This is a genomic window from Cytobacillus sp. FSL R5-0377, from assembly GCF_038004385.1.
Lineage (GTDB): Bacteria > Bacillota > Bacilli > Bacillales > Cytobacillaceae > Cytobacillus.
Genome location: NZ_JBBORA010000001.1, coordinates 2698037 through 2714360, shown reverse-complemented (window position 1 = coordinate 2714360; position 16324 = coordinate 2698037). Strand labels below are relative to the sequence as shown.

General features: G+C 44.6%; 20 protein-coding genes. 2 read left to right on the top strand and 18 right to left on the bottom strand.

Annotated features, from left to right (window positions below; translation table 11 throughout):
- Positions 1–86: 86 nt before the first annotated feature.
- From nuoK to NSQ49_RS13980, 8 genes are all read right to left on the bottom strand, one after another.
- The gene (nuoK, locus tag NSQ49_RS14015; RefSeq protein WP_159863226.1) at positions 87–401 is read right to left on the bottom strand and encodes an NADH-quinone oxidoreductase subunit NuoK; all 315 of its coding nucleotides are present in this window, start codon (positions 399–401) and stop codon (positions 87–89) included.
- On the bottom strand, positions 398–919 hold the full coding sequence (locus tag NSQ49_RS14010) for an NADH-quinone oxidoreductase subunit J (RefSeq protein ID WP_251283431.1): 522 nt from the start codon (positions 917–919) through the stop codon (positions 398–400). Before NSQ49_RS14010 ends, nuoK begins: the two co-directional genes overlap by 4 nt.
- Positions 916–1335, bottom strand: a complete 420-nt coding sequence (gene nuoI / locus NSQ49_RS14005) for an NADH-quinone oxidoreductase subunit NuoI (RefSeq protein ID WP_009332200.1) — start codon at positions 1333–1335, stop codon at positions 916–918. The genes NSQ49_RS14010 and nuoI overlap by 4 nt, the downstream gene beginning before the upstream one ends.
- A 232-nt stretch (positions 1336–1567) precedes the next feature.
- On the bottom strand, positions 1568–2575 hold the full coding sequence (gene nuoH, locus NSQ49_RS14000; RefSeq protein ID WP_251283432.1) for an NADH-quinone oxidoreductase subunit NuoH: 1008 nt from the start codon (positions 2573–2575) through the stop codon (positions 1568–1570).
- Entirely contained in the window at positions 2575–3675 is a 1101-nt protein-coding gene (locus tag NSQ49_RS13995) for an NADH-quinone oxidoreductase subunit D (protein WP_159863229.1), read from the bottom strand. Before NSQ49_RS13995 ends, nuoH begins: the two co-directional genes overlap by 1 nt.
- A gap of 2 nt (positions 3676–3677) precedes the next feature.
- Positions 3678–5060, bottom strand: coding sequence for an NADH-quinone oxidoreductase subunit C (locus NSQ49_RS13990; protein ID WP_251283433.1), 1383 nt, complete (start codon positions 5058–5060; stop codon positions 3678–3680).
- Positions 5061–5063: 3 nt separating this feature from the next.
- The gene (locus tag NSQ49_RS13985; protein ID WP_035327895.1) at positions 5064–5576 is read right to left on the bottom strand and encodes a NuoB/complex I 20 kDa subunit family protein; all 513 of its coding nucleotides are present in this window, start codon (positions 5574–5576) and stop codon (positions 5064–5066) included.
- On the bottom strand, positions 5567–5941 hold the full coding sequence (locus NSQ49_RS13980) for an NADH-quinone oxidoreductase subunit A (protein ID WP_159863231.1): 375 nt from the start codon (positions 5939–5941) through the stop codon (positions 5567–5569). Before NSQ49_RS13980 ends, NSQ49_RS13985 begins: the two co-directional genes overlap by 10 nt.
- Positions 5942–6473: 532 nt before the next feature.
- Here NSQ49_RS13980 and NSQ49_RS13975 point away from each other — a divergent pair.
- Positions 6474–7196 carry a LysM peptidoglycan-binding and 3D domain-containing protein gene (locus tag NSQ49_RS13975; protein WP_159863232.1) on the top strand — a complete coding sequence of 241 codons (723 nt, stop codon included), beginning with the start codon at positions 6474–6476 and terminating at the stop codon, positions 7194–7196.
- A gap of 50 nt (positions 7197–7246) precedes the next feature.
- Here NSQ49_RS13975 and NSQ49_RS13970 read toward each other — a convergent pair whose 3' ends face one another.
- The gene (locus NSQ49_RS13970; RefSeq protein ID WP_159863233.1) at positions 7247–7474 is read right to left on the bottom strand and encodes a hypothetical protein; all 228 of its coding nucleotides are present in this window, start codon (positions 7472–7474) and stop codon (positions 7247–7249) included.
- Between the two features lie 221 nt (positions 7475–7695).
- Between NSQ49_RS13970 and NSQ49_RS13965 the strand changes: the two genes are divergently transcribed.
- A complete protein-coding gene (locus NSQ49_RS13965; RefSeq protein ID WP_159863234.1) occupies positions 7696–7881 on the top strand; it encodes a hypothetical protein in 186 nt (61 codons plus the stop codon).
- Positions 7882–8019: 138 nt separating this feature from the next.
- On the opposite strand, the gene ftsZ is transcribed toward NSQ49_RS13965, so the two are convergent.
- The 9 genes from ftsZ to atpB form a co-directional block, all read right to left on the bottom strand.
- Positions 8020–9186, bottom strand: coding sequence for a cell division protein FtsZ (gene ftsZ / locus NSQ49_RS13960; RefSeq protein WP_159863235.1), 1167 nt, complete (start codon positions 9184–9186; stop codon positions 8020–8022).
- Between the two features lie 271 nt (positions 9187–9457).
- Positions 9458–9865 (bottom strand): F0F1 ATP synthase subunit epsilon, encoded by a 408-nt coding sequence (locus tag NSQ49_RS13955; protein WP_035327916.1) that lies wholly within the window; start codon positions 9863–9865, stop codon positions 9458–9460.
- 22 nt (positions 9866–9887) lie between these two features.
- The gene (gene atpD, locus NSQ49_RS13950) at positions 9888–11309 is read right to left on the bottom strand and encodes a F0F1 ATP synthase subunit beta (RefSeq protein ID WP_159863236.1); all 1422 of its coding nucleotides are present in this window, start codon (positions 11307–11309) and stop codon (positions 9888–9890) included.
- A gap of 255 nt (positions 11310–11564) precedes the next feature.
- Positions 11565–12422 carry a F0F1 ATP synthase subunit gamma gene (locus tag NSQ49_RS13945; RefSeq protein WP_144544404.1) on the bottom strand — a complete coding sequence of 286 codons (858 nt, stop codon included), beginning with the start codon at positions 12420–12422 and terminating at the stop codon, positions 11565–11567.
- Between the two features lie 155 nt (positions 12423–12577).
- Positions 12578–14086 (bottom strand): F0F1 ATP synthase subunit alpha, encoded by a 1509-nt coding sequence (atpA, locus tag NSQ49_RS13940; protein ID WP_159863237.1) that lies wholly within the window; start codon positions 14084–14086, stop codon positions 12578–12580.
- 24 nt (positions 14087–14110) lie between these two features.
- Positions 14111–14647, bottom strand: a complete 537-nt coding sequence (locus NSQ49_RS13935) for a F0F1 ATP synthase subunit delta (protein WP_159863238.1) — start codon at positions 14645–14647, stop codon at positions 14111–14113.
- Positions 14644–15165 carry a F0F1 ATP synthase subunit B gene (locus tag NSQ49_RS13930; RefSeq protein ID WP_159863239.1) on the bottom strand — a complete coding sequence of 174 codons (522 nt, stop codon included), beginning with the start codon at positions 15163–15165 and terminating at the stop codon, positions 14644–14646. Before NSQ49_RS13930 ends, NSQ49_RS13935 begins: the two co-directional genes overlap by 4 nt.
- Before the next feature lie 149 nt (positions 15166–15314).
- A complete protein-coding gene (atpE, locus tag NSQ49_RS13925) occupies positions 15315–15527 on the bottom strand; it encodes a F0F1 ATP synthase subunit C (protein ID WP_009332220.1) in 213 nt (70 codons plus the stop codon).
- A 75-nt stretch (positions 15528–15602) separates the two neighbouring features.
- Positions 15603–16316, bottom strand: a complete 714-nt coding sequence (atpB, locus tag NSQ49_RS13920) for a F0F1 ATP synthase subunit A (RefSeq protein WP_159863240.1) — start codon at positions 16314–16316, stop codon at positions 15603–15605.
- Positions 16317–16324: the final 8 nt, after the last annotated feature.

Below are 16324 nucleotides of genomic sequence, written 5' to 3'. Positions count from 1 at the left end.
TCCAGGTCCATTAAGGCTTTGCCGGTTATGGCCGCCTTTTCTTTTTCTCAAGCAGGCGCCAATCCGACTGCATCTTTCACATGTCTTTAGTGCTTCATGGCATCCATTTCATCAATATTAACGCTCTTTTTGTTGCGGTAAAGTGAAATCAGGATGGCTATACCTACTGCCACTTCTGCTGCGGCAACCGCAATGACAAATAGCGTAAAAATCTGCCCGGTAATGGACGGAGTGATGCCAAACTTGCTGAATGACACCAGATTAATATTTACTGCATTCAGCATCAGTTCGATTGAGATCAGGACAATCACAGTATTTCGCTTAGTCAGGGCCCCATACAGACCAATGCAGAAGAGGATTAAAGCCAATGCCAGGTATGCTTGAACGGGAACTGTACTCATTCCTTTTCTGCCTCCTTTTCATCGTCTTTTTTAGCCAGAACAATGGAACCAATTAAAGCGACCAATAGCAGGACAGATGTTACTTCAAACGGAATAATGTATTTTGAGTAAAGTTCAATTCCGATTTGCTCTGTATTATTGACATGAAGGTCATTCGGCGCTGACGGCAAATCAAGGTTATAAATCCCGATGTAGACCGCGAAAGCAAAGCCCAGCACCCCCACGAATACTAACAGCTTACGCCAGCGGCCAGCTTTGGGCTCGCTTGTATCGTTATGACGTGTCAGCATGATTCCGAACAGCATGATGATTGTAATCGCCCCTGAGTAAATCAGTACCTGGACGGCAGCCAGAAATTCAGCTGAAAGCAGGACATAAATTCCGGCAATACTTACAAATGTAAATACAAGGGCGACAACCATATGCACGACTTTGGTAAGGTTCAATAAAAGCACGCCGCCGATGACCGCAACTAAAGCAAGAGACATAAACGCTAAAAACTCACCTGAAAACGTCATGCTTTATTCACCTTCCGTATATTTTCATCATTTTCATCGAGCCATTCAAGGTTTTTAAACAGCTCATCACGGCTATATTCCGCCAGTTCAAAATTATTTGTCATAATAATCGCTTCGGTAGGACAGACCTCTGTACACAAGTCACAAAGGATGCAAATTTCGAAGTTGATATCATAGGTATCAATGATTTTTCCCTTTTTGGCAGGGTCCGGATGCTTTTTCCCTGTCAGCTGGATACAATCGGTTGGACAAATGTTTGCACACTGATTGCAGACAATGCATTTTTCAGGGTAGAACTTCTGAATTCCCCTGAACCGGTCCGGAAGCGGAAGCGGCTCATTCGGATAGTCATAGGTTACCTTTTTGCGTGTCAGGTTTTTAAGGGTATACGATAATCCTTTCGCTAAACCAAGCATGTTTTTTCACCCCTTTTTAGAAATGCGGAAGGCGCCCGCTTATTAAGGAACGCAGACTAAGACCGCCACGTGGCAACGTCTGCATGACCCGCCTCCTGCGGGCCTCAAGCATAAGACGAGCCTCCCGGAAAGGCGTCCTTTGCCTTTTTGGGAGGATTGGCTTGTGACCTCGAGGATGCGAGTGCAGGCGCTGGAGCTGAACTGTTCTCAAATTCTTAAGACGGCTCACAAATTAAAATATATTCAGCCACTCTTTCAGCAAAGCTGTTAAGAAGATATTCGCAAGCGCAACCGGCAGCAGAACCTTCCAGCCAAATTCCATTAGCTGATCTGCACGGAGACGCGGGAATGTAACACGGAACCAGACCAGGACAAAGATTACAGCCGTAAACTTAAGCGCAAACCATACGGCACCCGGAATGAACTCCAGGAATGGCAGCGGAAGCCACCCTCCAAGGAATAATACGGTTGTCAATGAAGCCATTGCAAAGAAATATACATACTCCGCAAGCATGAAGAACGCCCAGCGGAATCCGGAATATTCAACATGGAAGCCGGCAACCAGCTCTGATTCCGCTTCAGGCAGGTCAAATGGAACCCTGTTCAGCTCCGCTGTGGAAGCTATCAAGAAGACGATAAAAGCAATAGGCTGCCAAATAATGAACCAGCCATTTTTTTGCGCTTCAACAATTTCATTCAGGTTTAGACTGCCTGTTAAAAGGATAATACCTAACACAGACATAACCAGCGGAATTTCATATGAAATCATCTGGGCCGCGGCACGCATCCCGCCAAGCAAAGCATATTTATTATTGGAAGCCCATGATCCGGTGACAATACCGACTGTTGTCAGTCCGGATATAGCAATATAATACAGAAGCCCAACTCCAATATCAGCAAACTGCAGTTTGTCTGTAAAAGGAATTGTTGCGAGAACCATGAATGCCGGTGCAAACGCAATAACCGGTGCAAGAATAAACAGCGGCCTGTCTGCTAGCTTAGGAATGGTGTCTTCCTTTAAAAGAAGCTTTAATACATCCGCAACGGTCTGCAGCAGTCCCCAGCGTCCGCCAACCTGATTCGGCCCATGGCGTAGCTGCATAAATCCCATGACTTTACGTTCCGCCAGTATAGCGTAAGTAACAAATCCTAAAACGACTAACAGCAAAACGGTGGCAAGCAGGAAGAAAATGCCGAAATTCTGCAGACCAGCTTCGGAATAAAGGAGTTTTTCTACCATTAGCCGTCCACCTCCCCAAGGACAATATCAATTGCCCCTAATATAGCAATCAAGTTTGCAATATTTTCGCCTTCAAGCAGTTTAGGGAGAATTTGAAGATTATAGAATGATGGCCTCCGGAATTTTAAACGGTATGGCTCCTTCTTTCCATCACTAGCGATATAGCAGCCGATTTCTCCCCTTGGAGATTCGATTCTGACAAACGCTTCTCCTTTAGGCGCTTTGATGATCTTCGGCACTTTTGCCAGAATGTCGCCTTCTGACGGGAATTGCTCCACCGCTTGTTCAAGGATTTTCAATGATTCCTCCATTTCCTGCATGCGCACATGATACCTGGCCCAAGCATCCCCGCCGTCCTGAACGGCAACATCGAAATCAAAGCGATCATAAATGGAGTATGGCTCATCTTTGCGGAGATCCCATTTTACGCCTGTGCAGCGGAGATTGGCACCGCTCAGCGAGTAGTTTAACGCATCCTCTTTCGTATATTTCCCTACTCCCTTGACACGGTTCATGAAAATTTCATTTCCGGTTACCAGCTGATGGTAGCCTTTGAGCTGTTCACGCATATATGGAACAAACTCTCTTACTTTATCAATCCAGCCTTCGGGAGCATCCCATTTAACGCCGCCGACACGCATATAGTTAAACGTTAAGCGGCCACCGGATATCTCATTCAGCATGTTGATGATCATTTCACGCTCTCTGAATGCATACAGGAATGGGCTTGTTGCCCCAATATCCAGCAGATATGTACCCCACCATACGAGATGGCTGGCAATCCGGCCAAGCTCCATGGTAATGATCCTCAGATATTCAGCCCGATCCGGAATCTCTAAATCCATCATCGTTTCAACCGCATGGACAAGAATATAATTATTCGTCATGGCGGCAAGATAGTCCATTCGGTCTGTATAAGGAATAATTTGCGTATACTGCAGGTTTTCAGCCAACTTCTCCGTTCCGCGGTGCAAGTAGCCGATGACCGGTTTCGCTTCTTTGATGATCTCACCATCAATTTTCAGAACTAGGCGAAAAACACCGTGCGTACTTGGATGCTGAGGTCCAACATTCAATAGCATTTCTTCGGTTCGCAGCATGGTTACACCTCCACATCGTACGGTTCATAGTCTTTGCGCAGCGGATGCCCGATCCAGTCTTCCCCCAGCATGATTCGATATAAATTTGGGTGTCCCCTGAACTTGATGCCCAGTAAATCATACGTTTCACATTCCGGCCAATTCGCTCCGGCCCATAAAGGCTGCAGTGAATCAACAACCGGCTCATCGCGGTCAATTTTGACCTTCAATGCAACAGATTGGCTATTTTTGTATGAGTATAAGTGAGCATACACTTCCATGTGGGTTTCAAAATCGGTGCCATGAAGCTCTGATAGATAATCAAAGCCAAGCTGTTCATTATATTTCAGAAATTCTGCCAATTTAAAATATGATTCAGCCTTCGCAACCAAAGTCGGCACTTCCTTGGAGAGACTATTTATATAGTAGTCTTCAAGAACATTAGGCCCAAGTTTCTCTTCTATTACCTTCACATATTTATCAAGGTATGGCTGATTAACGGATGGCGCTTTCTCTACAACTGGTTCAGAGTCAGCCTTGCCTCCGGCTGCTTTTGCCTTCGCTGCGGCTGCAGCTGCGGCCTTTGCTTTTGCAGCAGCAATTGCCTTGGCCTTTTCGTCATCAGCAGAACCTCCAGCTTTGCCTGCTGCAGCTAATTTTGCTTTTGCGGCGGCTGCGGCTTTTGCCTTGGCTGCTGCAATGGCTTTTGCCTTTTCGTCATCTCCACCAGCTTGTTTTGCCTGGGCAGCAGCTTTCGCCTTTGCCGCAGCAGCTGCCTTTGCCTTTGCGGCTGCCGCGGCCTTTTGCTTCGCCAGATCCGTGTCTTTTTCTGCCAAAGATTCTTCCTTGGCTTCTCCCTGCTCTTTCGCTTTCAGTTTAGCCAGGGCGGCTGCCTTCGCTTTTGCCGCTGCTGCGGCCTTTTGCTTCGCCAGATCCATATCTTCTGCAGGCGGTTCTTCCTTGGCTTCCTCCTGCTCTTTCGCCTTCATTTTAGTCAATGCGGCTGCCTTCGCTTTTGCCGCTGCCGCGGCCTTCTGCTTCGCCAGATCCATATCTTCTGCAGGCGGTTCTTCCTTGGCTTCCCCCTGCTCTTTCGCCTTCATTTTAGCCAGGGCGGCTGCCTTCGCTTTTGCCGCTGCCGCGGCCTTCTGTTTCGCCAGATCCATATCTTCTGCAGGCGGTTCTTCCTTGGCTTCCCCCTGCTCTTTCGCTTTCATTTTAGCTAGGGCGGCTGCCTTCGCTTTTGCCGCTGCCGCGGCCTTCTGCTTCGCCAGATCCATATCTTCTGCAGGCGGTTCTTCCTTGGCTTCCCCCTGCTCTTTCGCTTTCATTTTAGCTAGGGCGGCTGCCTTCGCCTTTGCGGCGGCTTCTTTTTTCAGCTGTTCAAGATCCTTTTCTCCGCTCATAGGTTAGATCACCTTCTTCCCAGTCTTAGCCTCATAACGGATTTTCTCTTTTAGCTTATTAATTCCATATATTAATGCTGCCGGGTTTGGCGGGCATCCTGGTATGTATACGTCAACAGGGACAATCTGGTCGACCCCTTTTACAACTGAGTAAGATTTCACATAGGGTCCGCCTGCAGTTGCACAGGAGCCCATCGCGATTACCCATTTTGGTTCAGGCATCTGATCATAAAGACGGCGGACAATTGGCGCCATTTTCTTTGTTACTGTACCTGAAACAATCATGACATCAGATTGACGGGGAGATGTACGGAAAAAAGAACCAAAACGGTCCAGATCATAATGCGACGAACCTACACCCATCATTTCAATGGCACAGCAAGCAAGCCCAAAGGTCATTGGCCACAATGAATTGCTCCGCGCCCACGCTTTAATCTGCTCCAAAGTTGCCATAAATACATTACGCTGCAATTCTTCCATTTCTTCCGGTGTAATATTATCCAACTTTAAATCCATTTCAGCACCTTCTTTTTCCATGCATAAACAAGCCCAATTATTAGCATAAATACAAAAATCAGCATCTCAATCAATGCAAAAATACCAAGCTTCTCATATGCCACAGCCCACGGATACAAAAATACTGTTTCCACATCAAAAATGACAAACAGCAGGGCAAAAATATAATAGCGGACATTGAACTGCACCCTTGAATCATGGAATGGCTCAATCCCGCTCTCATATGTGGTATACTTCGTATCATATGGCTTATAGGGCCGTAAAAGCTTGCCCAAAAACAAAGCCACCACAGGCAGTAAAACACCCAGGCATAAAAACACAAAAACTATCAAATAGTTATTCTGGTATAAATTCCAAAGCTCCATGCCCATCCCCTCCAATGCTGAAAATTTTCACAACATTTAAACATGTAACCGTAACCATTATACACCCTACTCTCCCATGTGTCGACACAACCTCAGACTATTATTGGAAATTCTCCCCTAACACTAAAATAGGGTCTCCAAGGGAGAGTTTACATACCTATCATTGATACACCTTCCTTAGATTATATGAGCTTGCCCCCTGTCAATATCCATTAAATTCTTCATTATATTTATCTACCATTAAAAAACAGACTCTCTGCTTTGTCAGTGAGATATGTAACACCTTAAAAATATTTCATCTAATACCGCTACAAGGAAAAACTTTCTATTTAACCCATCTTAAGGTTCGAATGTATCAATTATGACTATTTCTAATGCTTTTCGTCCATCTAGTATGAACATTATGTTGTTTTGCCATTTCTTCGTTATTTTCCTGAAATGTGCGTAATTTAATTATAACTTCCCTGTTCTTTTTCTCAGAATTTTCTGTGCTAGCATAATAATTGTCAACCAAGTTAATAGGAGGTTTAACATGAAAAAGTATTTATATTGTCTGCTCGCGAGCTTAATCATCTGGAGCACAGCAGGAGTAAGCGCATATGCAGAAGAAGTAACTGTAAAAAAAGGGGATACCCTTTGGTCCATAGCACAAAAACATGAGGTGTCCGTTCAGGATATTAAAAACTGGAACGGTCTATCAGGGGATTTGATTCATCCAAATGATAAGCTTGACGTTTCACCTGAAGAGATATACATAGTAGAATCTGGTGATACTCTCTGGAATATCGCCAAAACATATGGGACTAATGTACATAACCTTAAAAAATGGAATCAGCTTAAATCCGATCTAATCAAACCTGGTTTGGAGCTCATCATCTATAAAAATGACTCAATGAAAGAAAAAGCGGCTAACCCTAAGACGGTTGTAAAAGCAGCAAAAACCAATAAGCCTGCAGCAAAAGCAGCGAAAAGCCTGACAGTCACGGCAACTGCCTATACAGCCAGCTGCGAAGGATGCATCGGCATTACAAAAACTGGGGTTAATCTGATCGACAATCCGGATGAAAAAGTAATTGCAGTTGATCCGGACGTCATTCCTTTGGGCTCTAAAGTATTTGTAGAAGGATATGGCTATGCAACTGCCGAGGATATTGGCGGCGGAATTAAAGGAAATGAAATTGATGTGTTTATTCCTGAAGAACAGGATGCAATGCAGTGGGGAAGAAAAGATGTAAAGGTTACGATCCTAAACTAAACAAAGAGAGGTCTCTCACTGCAGGGACCTCTTATCAATTTTTAAGGCTGCTATTTGACCATGTATGTTTCAGATACCCGGCAAAAGGCTTTTAATAGATTATGCATACATCTTATCCGGATCGACTCATCAAATAAGAATACGTTGAATATCTCCGTTTCAAGCATGATGAATATTTTCATAGTTGCATCATCTTTTTTGCTTATATGATTATTTGTAAAATAGCTGATTAATTCTCTTTCATAATATTCTATCGTTCCAAATAATACAGTCGACAAGGATATCACCCCCTGGTTATCACAAGCCTTGTCTTTCTAAGCACATGTTGATACTATATGACTCTACCCTCAAATTTCAACAAATTCTGACACATTTAACGAAATAGTTAAATTAGTTAAAGTGACCTTTGCATTTTAATATAAATGAAATATAGCTGTTTCCTTTGAAATTTAGTTTTGTGATAAGGTTATAGTATGAGCTTAGGTTAGGAGAAATACTTATGACTAAAAACAACTGCCCGGCTGTTCAAAGATTCAATGAGCTCGTTACTAAAAGCAATGAGCTAAAAAGGGAGCTGGATGTGACTCCTTTTGAAGATAAACAAAAGTTCATGAGCCTTCTTAAAAAACTCATGACCGTGCATAAGAATTTGGATCAGTTAACCCTATACGATCAGACAAAATAAATGAAGGACAGGCATATGCCTGTCCTTTCTTCATGAATGAGCATCAACCACTCAACCACCAACATATCAACCATCAAAAAAATTCACCTAAAAAAACAGGCTGCCCTCTTTATGGCAGCCTGTTTCTAATATTAAAAATTAGCGTCTTCTGCGGTTTCTAAGGAATGCCGGTGTATCAAGTGACTCTTCCTTCGGGTCTGAGTGGACGCGGTAGTTATCCTGAACAGGTTCCCGATATTCTCGAGGCTCTCTAACCTGCCGGCGAGTGGCTGGTTCTTCTGCATAATGATATGTATGATCATATTCTTTTTCTGCCGATGGCCTTGAGCTCGGTTTTGCTCTTAACTCCTCTTGTTCATTGAAGCCAGTAGCAATAACCGTAACAAGAATTTCTTCTTTTAGTGCATCATTAATGACTGATCCAAAAATCATATTCACTTCTTCATCTGAAGCAGAAGCAACAATATCTGCAGCCTCCTGAACCTCATACAAGCTGATATTAGCCCCGCCTGTAATGTTCATAATAACTCCGCGGGCTCCGTTAATGGATGTTTCAAGCAGCGGACTTGAAATGGCTTTACGGGCTGCTTCAGCCGCGCGGTCCTCCCCGGTGGCAATTCCAATTCCCATCAATGCTGTTCCTTTGTGGGACATCACCGTTTTGACATCGGCAAAATCAAGATTGATTAAACCGGGAACGGCAATCAGGTCAGAAATGCCCTGAACACCCTGTCGAAGAACATTATCTGCTTCCATAAATGCTTCAAGCATTGGTGTTTTCTTATCAATAATCTCTAGTAAGCGATCATTTGGAATAATAATTAGTGTATCAACAGCTTTTTTCATGGCTTCGATGCCTGCATCAGCATTGGCTGCACGCTTGCGTCCTTCAAATTTGAAAGGACGGGTTACCACACCGATGGTCAGTGCACCCACTTCGCGTGCAATGCGAGCAATAGCAGGAGCTGCACCTGTTCCGGTTCCGCCGCCCATTCCTGCTGTAACAAATACCATATCAGCACCCTTCAGCACTTCACGAAGCTGGCTTTCACTTTCCTCAGCTGCTTTTCTGCCCACTTCAGGATTTGCCCCTGCTCCCAGGCCCCTTGTTAAGGCTGCACCGATTTGCATGGTTACTTCTGCCTTTGATTGATTTAGAGCTTGTCCGTCAGTATTGACAGCAATAAACTCTACTCCCTCAACTCCATGTTCAATCATCCGATTTACAGCGTTGTTCCCCCCGCCGCCGACTCCGATGACTTTGATCGTAGCGTATTGGTCTATATTTGTATCAAACTCCAGCATTGCGGCTCCTCCTTTTATTCAAATAGACTTGCATAATTACTTTAAAAAAGAGAGTAACCTTAAAGGTCTACTCTCTTCTATTGTAAAGGCCTATATAAAAGAATTCGAGTGATTTATCTATTTTTTGGGGAAATTTTCTCAAAATTTGTGTGGTAAATATTTCTGAAACATAATCGGAAGCATCCACAAAGTTTTTCACATTGTTCAAAATTAGAATTTCCTATGAAACAAAAAACACCCCCCAGCTATGCCAGGAGGTGTTGGTTCTTTGTTAGAACTTTCTTTCCGAAACTTCGATACGGTTAATCGCACGCTGCAATGCAAGCTCTGCACGGCGGAAATCAATGTTTTCACGCTTCTGCTCATTCAGGCGCTGTTCAGCACGCTGCTTCGCACGAACGGCACGCTCTACATCAATCTCATCTGCCTGCTCAGCAGATTGCGCTAAAATCGTTACCTGCTCCGGACGAACTTCAAGGAATCCGCCGCTTACTGCCACGAAATCAGTTTTTCCGCCGTTTTTTAAACGAACGGCTCCAATTTGTAACGGTGCAACCATTGGAATGTGTCCAGGTAAAATTCCAAGCTCACCGCTTTGAGCTTTTGTGCTTACCATTTCCACATCTGATTCATACACCGGGCCATCGGGAGTAACAACACTGACTTTAATCGTCTTCATTTTTTACCCTCCTGGTCCAGAATTAGACCTCTACGCCCATTTTCTTTGCACTCTCGATAACTTCTTCGATTCGGCCGACAAGTCGGAATGCATCTTCTGGCAGGTGGTCGTACTTGCCTTCAAGGATGTCCTTGAAGCCTTTAACTGTTTCTTTAACCGGTACGTATGAACCTGGCTGGCCAGTAAACTGCTCAGCAACGTGGAAGTTTTGAGATAAGAAGAACTGGATACGGCGCGCACGTGCTACGATTAGCTTATCTTCATCAGAAAGCTCATCCATACCAAGGATCGCAATGATATCCTGAAGTTCTCTGTAACGCTGTAATGTCTGCTGCACCTGGCGTGCAACTGAGTAGTGCTCTTCGCCTACGATTTCAGGTGACAATGCACGTGAAGTGGAAGCTAATGGATCCACCGCTGGGTAGATACCCATCTCAGAAAGCTTACGCTCAAGGTTAGTTGTTGCATCTAAGTGGGCGAAAGTTGTAGCCGGAGCCGGATCCGTGTAGTCATCGGCTGGTACGTAAATCGCCTGGATGGAAGTAACAGAACCTACGTTAGTAGATGTGATACGTTCCTGTAATTTACCCATTTCAGTAGCAAGTGTCGGCTGGTAACCAACGGCAGATGGCATACGGCCTAATAGGGCTGATACCTCTGAACCTGCCTGTGTGAAACGGAAGATGTTATCCATGAAGAAAAGTACGTCCTGTCCCTGGTCATCACGGAAGAATTCTGCCATAGTCAAACCAGTCAGGGCAACTCGCATACGCGCTCCCGGCGGCTCGTTCATCTGACCGAATACCATCGCTGTTTTCTTGATAACGCCTGAATCCGTCATTTCATGATAAAGGTCATTACCTTCACGTGTACGCTCACCAACACCGGCGAATACGGAAATACCGCCATGCTCCTGAGCGATGTTATTGATTAATTCCTGGATTAATACGGTTTTACCTACACCGGCACCACCGAACAGACCGATCTTACCACCTTTAATGTATGGAGCAAGAAGGTCTACTACCTTAATTCCAGTTTCAAGAATTTCTACTTCAGTAGAAAGCTGCTCAAATTTAGGAGCTTCTCTGTGGATAGAATCACGACGGGCATCTGCAGAAATTGCAGGATCTAAGTCGATTGATTCACCAAGCACGTTAAATACACGTCCTAGTGTTACATCACCTACTGGTACAGAGATAGGAGCACCCGAGTCAACAACTTCACTTCCGCGCTGTAAGCCGTCAGTAGAAGACATTGCAATGGTGCGGACTGTATCATCACCTAAATGAAGGGCAACTTCAAGGGTTAAGTTGATGTCAACTTCAGATTCGTTACGCGCTGGGTTTGTAACAGTCAATGCATTATAGATCTCAGGAAGCTGGCCGCTTTCGAACTTTACGTCAACAACCGGACCCATAACTTGAAGAACGCGTCCTTTATTCATCTTTTTCCCTCCTCTTTCATTTCACGTAATGGGAGACTAAAGGCATCAACCCGTTCTCCACATTTCGTTTGTGTCTAGCTCCAGCGCCTAGCCCCTCGAGGTCATAAGCCAATCCCTTCCGGAAGGAAAGAACAACTTCCAGAAGGGCACGCCTTATGCTTGAGGCCCGCAGGATGCGGGTCATGCAGACATTGCCACAGGACGTGGCGGTTTTAGTCTGCGTTCATTGGCTCGAGACGCTTCCGCTTTTCGTTTTTATTCTAACGCGGCTGCTCCGCCGACGATTTCGGTAATTTCCTGCGTGATGGCTGCCTGACGTGCACGGTTGTAGCTTAAACTTAACGAGTTGATAAGCTCTTTAGCGTTATCCGTTGCATTCTGCATTGCTGTCATCCTTGCAGCATGTTCACTTGCCTTACTGTCTAAAAGCGCTCCGTAGATTAAGCTTTCAGCGTATTGAGGCAGCAATACTTTTAAAATTTCTTCAGCGGAAGGTTCAAACTCATAAGATGTAAGCTTTTTCGAGCTGGAAATATCCGTAAGCGGAAGAAGCTTCTTCTCTGTTACATCCTGTTGAATCGCGCTGACATAATGGCTGTAGTACATATATAATTCGTCAAATGTCTCATCAGCGAACATGCCAACTGTTTTACTGGCAATATCCTTGATTTCAGCAAATGCAGGCTGGTCCGCAACAGCAACAATATCCAGAATAACGTTCATATTGCGCTTTCTGAAAAAGTCGCGGCCCACACGTCCGATCGCAATGATTGCATACTCATCCGGTGATTTATGGCGCTTTTGAATTGTCTGATAGACATTTCGCAAAACGTTACTGTTATAAGCTCCCGCAAGTCCGCGGTCAGAAGTGATTACAAGGTAACCAGTTTTCTTGACTGGGCGGCTGGTCAGCATTGGATGTGATACATCTTTGCTTCCCAATGCGATGCTTGCCGTAACTTCCTGGATTTTCTCCATATAAGGCACGAATGACTTTGCATTCATTTCCGCCTTATTCATTTTCGCAGCCGATACCATCTGCATTGCTTTTGTAATTTGACTCGTTTTCTTCGTAGAAGTAATACGATTTTTTATATCGCGTAATGATGCCACAGGTTCTCACCACCCTTTTTCAGATTAGGCCAGCTGCAGCGCCCAGCCCCTCGAGGTTATCTCCGGGGCTGACCAAGGCGCTTCCGCTTTTAAATGTTTGTCAGAACCGAATGCAAACGGAAGGGGGGATTGGCTCCCAGCCCTTACCAGCTCTATTATTCGGATACTGCGAAAGTTTTCTTAAAGTCGTTGATCGCAGATGCCATATCGTCATCAGAAGGAAGTTCTTTTGTAGTTACAATATGGTCTAACAAATCTTTGCGGTTATGGTCTAACCATGAAAGGAATTCAGATTCGAAACGGCGAATATCCTGTACAGGAATATCATCCAGGAAGCCGCGAGTCAGGGCGTAAAGGATTGCAACCTGCTTCTCTACTTTTAACGGCTTGTTAAGATCCTGCTTTAGAACCTCTACTGTACGGGCACCACGGTTAAGTTTAGCCTGTGTTGCTTTATCAAGGTCAGAACCGAACTGGGCAAATGATTCAAGTTCACGGTATGAAGCAAGGTCAAGACGCAGTGTACCAGCAACCTTTTTCATTGCTTTGATCTGTGCAGATCCACCTACACGTGATACAGAAAGACCTGCGTTGATCGCCGGACGTACACCGGAGAAGAATAGGTCAGACTGAAGGAAGATTTGTCCGTCAGTGATTGAGATAACGTTTGTTGGAATATAAGCAGAAACATCGCCTGCTTGTGTTTCGATAAACGGAAGCGCAGTGATTGAACCTGCACCTTTCGCATCGCTTAGCTTTGCAGCGCGCTCAAGTAAGCGGCTGTGCAAGTAGAATACGTCCCCTGGATATGCTTCACGGCCTGGAGGACGGCGCAATAGCAATGAAAGCTCACGGTAAGCAGAAGCTTGCTTTGTTAAGTCATCATACACAACAAGAACGTGCTTGCCGTTGTACATGAACTCTTCCGCCATTGTTACACCGGCATAAGGAGCCAGGTATAGCATTGGAGCAGGCTGTGATGCAGATGCTGTTACAACGATTGTGTAATCAAGTGCACCTTGCTTACGAAGTGTTTCTACTGCATTACGAACTGTAGATTCTTTTTGTCCGATTGCCACATAAATACATACCATATCCTGATCTTTTTGGTTCAGGATTGTATCGATTGCAACGGATGTTTTACCTGTTTGACGGTCACCGATGATTAACTCACGCTGTCCGCGGCCGATTGGCACAAGAGCGTCAATCGCCTTGATACCTGTTTGAAGCGGCTCGTGTACGGATTTACGATCCATAACACCTGGTGCCGGGCTTTCAATCGGACGTGATTTTGTTGTGTTAATTGGTCCCATGCCATCTACTGGCTGTCCAAGAGGATTTACTACACGGCCGATTAGTTCTTCACCAACCGGTACCTCCATGATGCGGCCCGTACGGCGTACTTCGTCGCCTTCACGGATTTCTGTAAATGGTCCTAAAATGATAATACCGACGTTATTTTCTTCTAGGTTTTGTGCCATACCCATAACGCCGTTTGAAAATTCAACAAGTTCTCCAGCCATGACATTGTCGAGGCCATGAGCACGAGCGATACCGTCACCAACAGAGATAACCGTACCTACATCACTCACTTGAATTTCCGACTGATAGTTTTCGATTTGCTTTTTTATCAGCGCACTGATTTCTTCAGCATTGATGCTCATGAGTTTCACCCCTATCTACGAATCTTAGCCTAACAATTGACGTTCAAGACGCTCTAGCTTTCCGCGCAAGCTGCCGTCGAAAATCCGGTTTCCGATTCGAAGCTTGATGCCGCCGAGCAAGTTAGTATCAACTATATTGTCAATACGAAGTGATTTTTTTCCTACCTTAGCTGCAAATGACACAGATAATGCTTCCTTCTCTGCTTCAGTCAACGGACGGACAGTGTATACTTTTGCATCCGCAATTCCTTTTTTGTCATTCGCCAGGCTTATAAAATGATCTGCCACATCAGAGATATGATCCTCGCGGTGGCGTTCAATTAATATCATTAACGTGTTTAGTACAAACGTGTTCACAGATGCAAATGCTTCTTTTAAAATCTCTTTTTTCTTCTCAATTGAAAGCTTTGGAGATTTCAAAACAGACTTTAAATCTGAGTTATGGTTTACTACTTCTTTCACTGCACGAAGCTCTTCTTCCATTTGGTCAAGAAGCTGGTGTTCATTCGCAAGCTGGAAAAGAGCCAACGCGTAGCGCTTTGCTACTGTGGAGCCCGTCATCGCTTTTCTCCTGCCTCTTGAATGTATTCATTGATCAGCTTTTCCTGATCAGCTGCACTTAGTTCCTTCTCGATAACCTTGGAAGCAATTAGGACAGACAATGAAGCGACCTGCTCGCGGATAGCGGCAACCGCTTGTTCTTTCTGCTGCTCGATTTCAAGCTTAGCAGATTCCTTAATGCGTTCAGACTCTGTGCGGGCAGCCGCAACGATCTCCTCACGCTGCACATCGCCTTGTTTCTTCGCATTTTCGATAAGGCCCTGTGCTTCAGTACGTGCTTCTTTTAAAAGATTTCTTTGCTCTTCTAATAGCTTCTTTGCTTCTGTACGGCTTTCTTCAGCCGCTTGAATTTCACTGGCAATGTGTTCTTCACGCTGCTGCATAATGCCCATTAAAGGACCCCACGCGAATTTTTTCAGCAATGCCAACAAGATAATGAACATAACCAGCTGGTACAAAATGTCCCCGCCGTTAAAACCGCCGCCTGCAGCGCCTAATACTAGACTGTTTGTTAACACCCTCGATTCACTCCCTTCAAGAGTTGTTCCACTTATGAAACGGAGTCATATGCATGATTCCGAATTAGTTTACGGTAAAAAAACATAAAGGAATGGCGAAGGTTCATGGAATGATCTTCGCCATTTTTGAACGATTGGTACAGTATTAATTAACCGCCGATAACCATGAACGCGATAACAACGCCAATGATCGGAACGGCCTCAACTAGTGCAACCCCGATGAACATTGTAGTTTGAAGCATACCGCGAGCTTCTGGCTGGCGAGCCATACCTTCAACTGTTTTTGATACGATAAGACCGTTACCGATACCGGCACCTAGTGCTGCTAAACCGATTGCAATTGCTGCTGCTAAAAGACCCATTATTGAGTTCCTCCTTAAATTGTATGAAAATTTATTTGTTTAAAATGTTTTGTCCATAGAATGAACAGGTATATATTAATGGTCCTGGCTCACTTTGTGTGCCATATAAACCATTGTTAACATACAGAAAATGAATGCCTGGATAGATCCGACAAAGATTGAGAATCCCTGCCAAACAAGTGTTGGTATAACTGCGGCAAGCATTCCGCCTACACCGGCATGTGCAAGACCTCCGACAAGCAATGTCAGCAGGATCTCACCGGCGTAAATGTTACCGTAGAGACGAAGTCCCAGTGTCAGAGTATTTGCAAACTCTTCAATGATTTTCAATGGGAACAAGAAAGGCATTGGCCTGATAAAATCCCGGCCATATTCTCCTACTCCTTTAAGCTTTACGCCATAGTAATGCGAAAGCCCGACTACCATTGCCGCTAATGTTAAGGTGATAACAGGATCGGCTGTTGGCGATTTCCACCATAAAGTGTGATCATAAGTGATCGCGAACGGAAGTCCGAGCATGTTTGATACAAAGATATACATGATCAGGGTTAATCCAAGGATATGGAATCTTCCGCCTGTCTTCCAGTCCATCGTACTGTTAATGATATTCTTAACAAAATCCATAACCCATTCGAAGAAGTTTTGCATCCCCGTTGGTTTCATGGCCAATCGACGGGTTGAAAGCAGAGCAATAATGAAGACAATAGCACTGGCCACTGTAATCATCAGTATGTTTGATAAGTTAAAATTCAATCCTAAAAATTCTTTTATAGGAGCTTCATGATGCAATAGTGTTC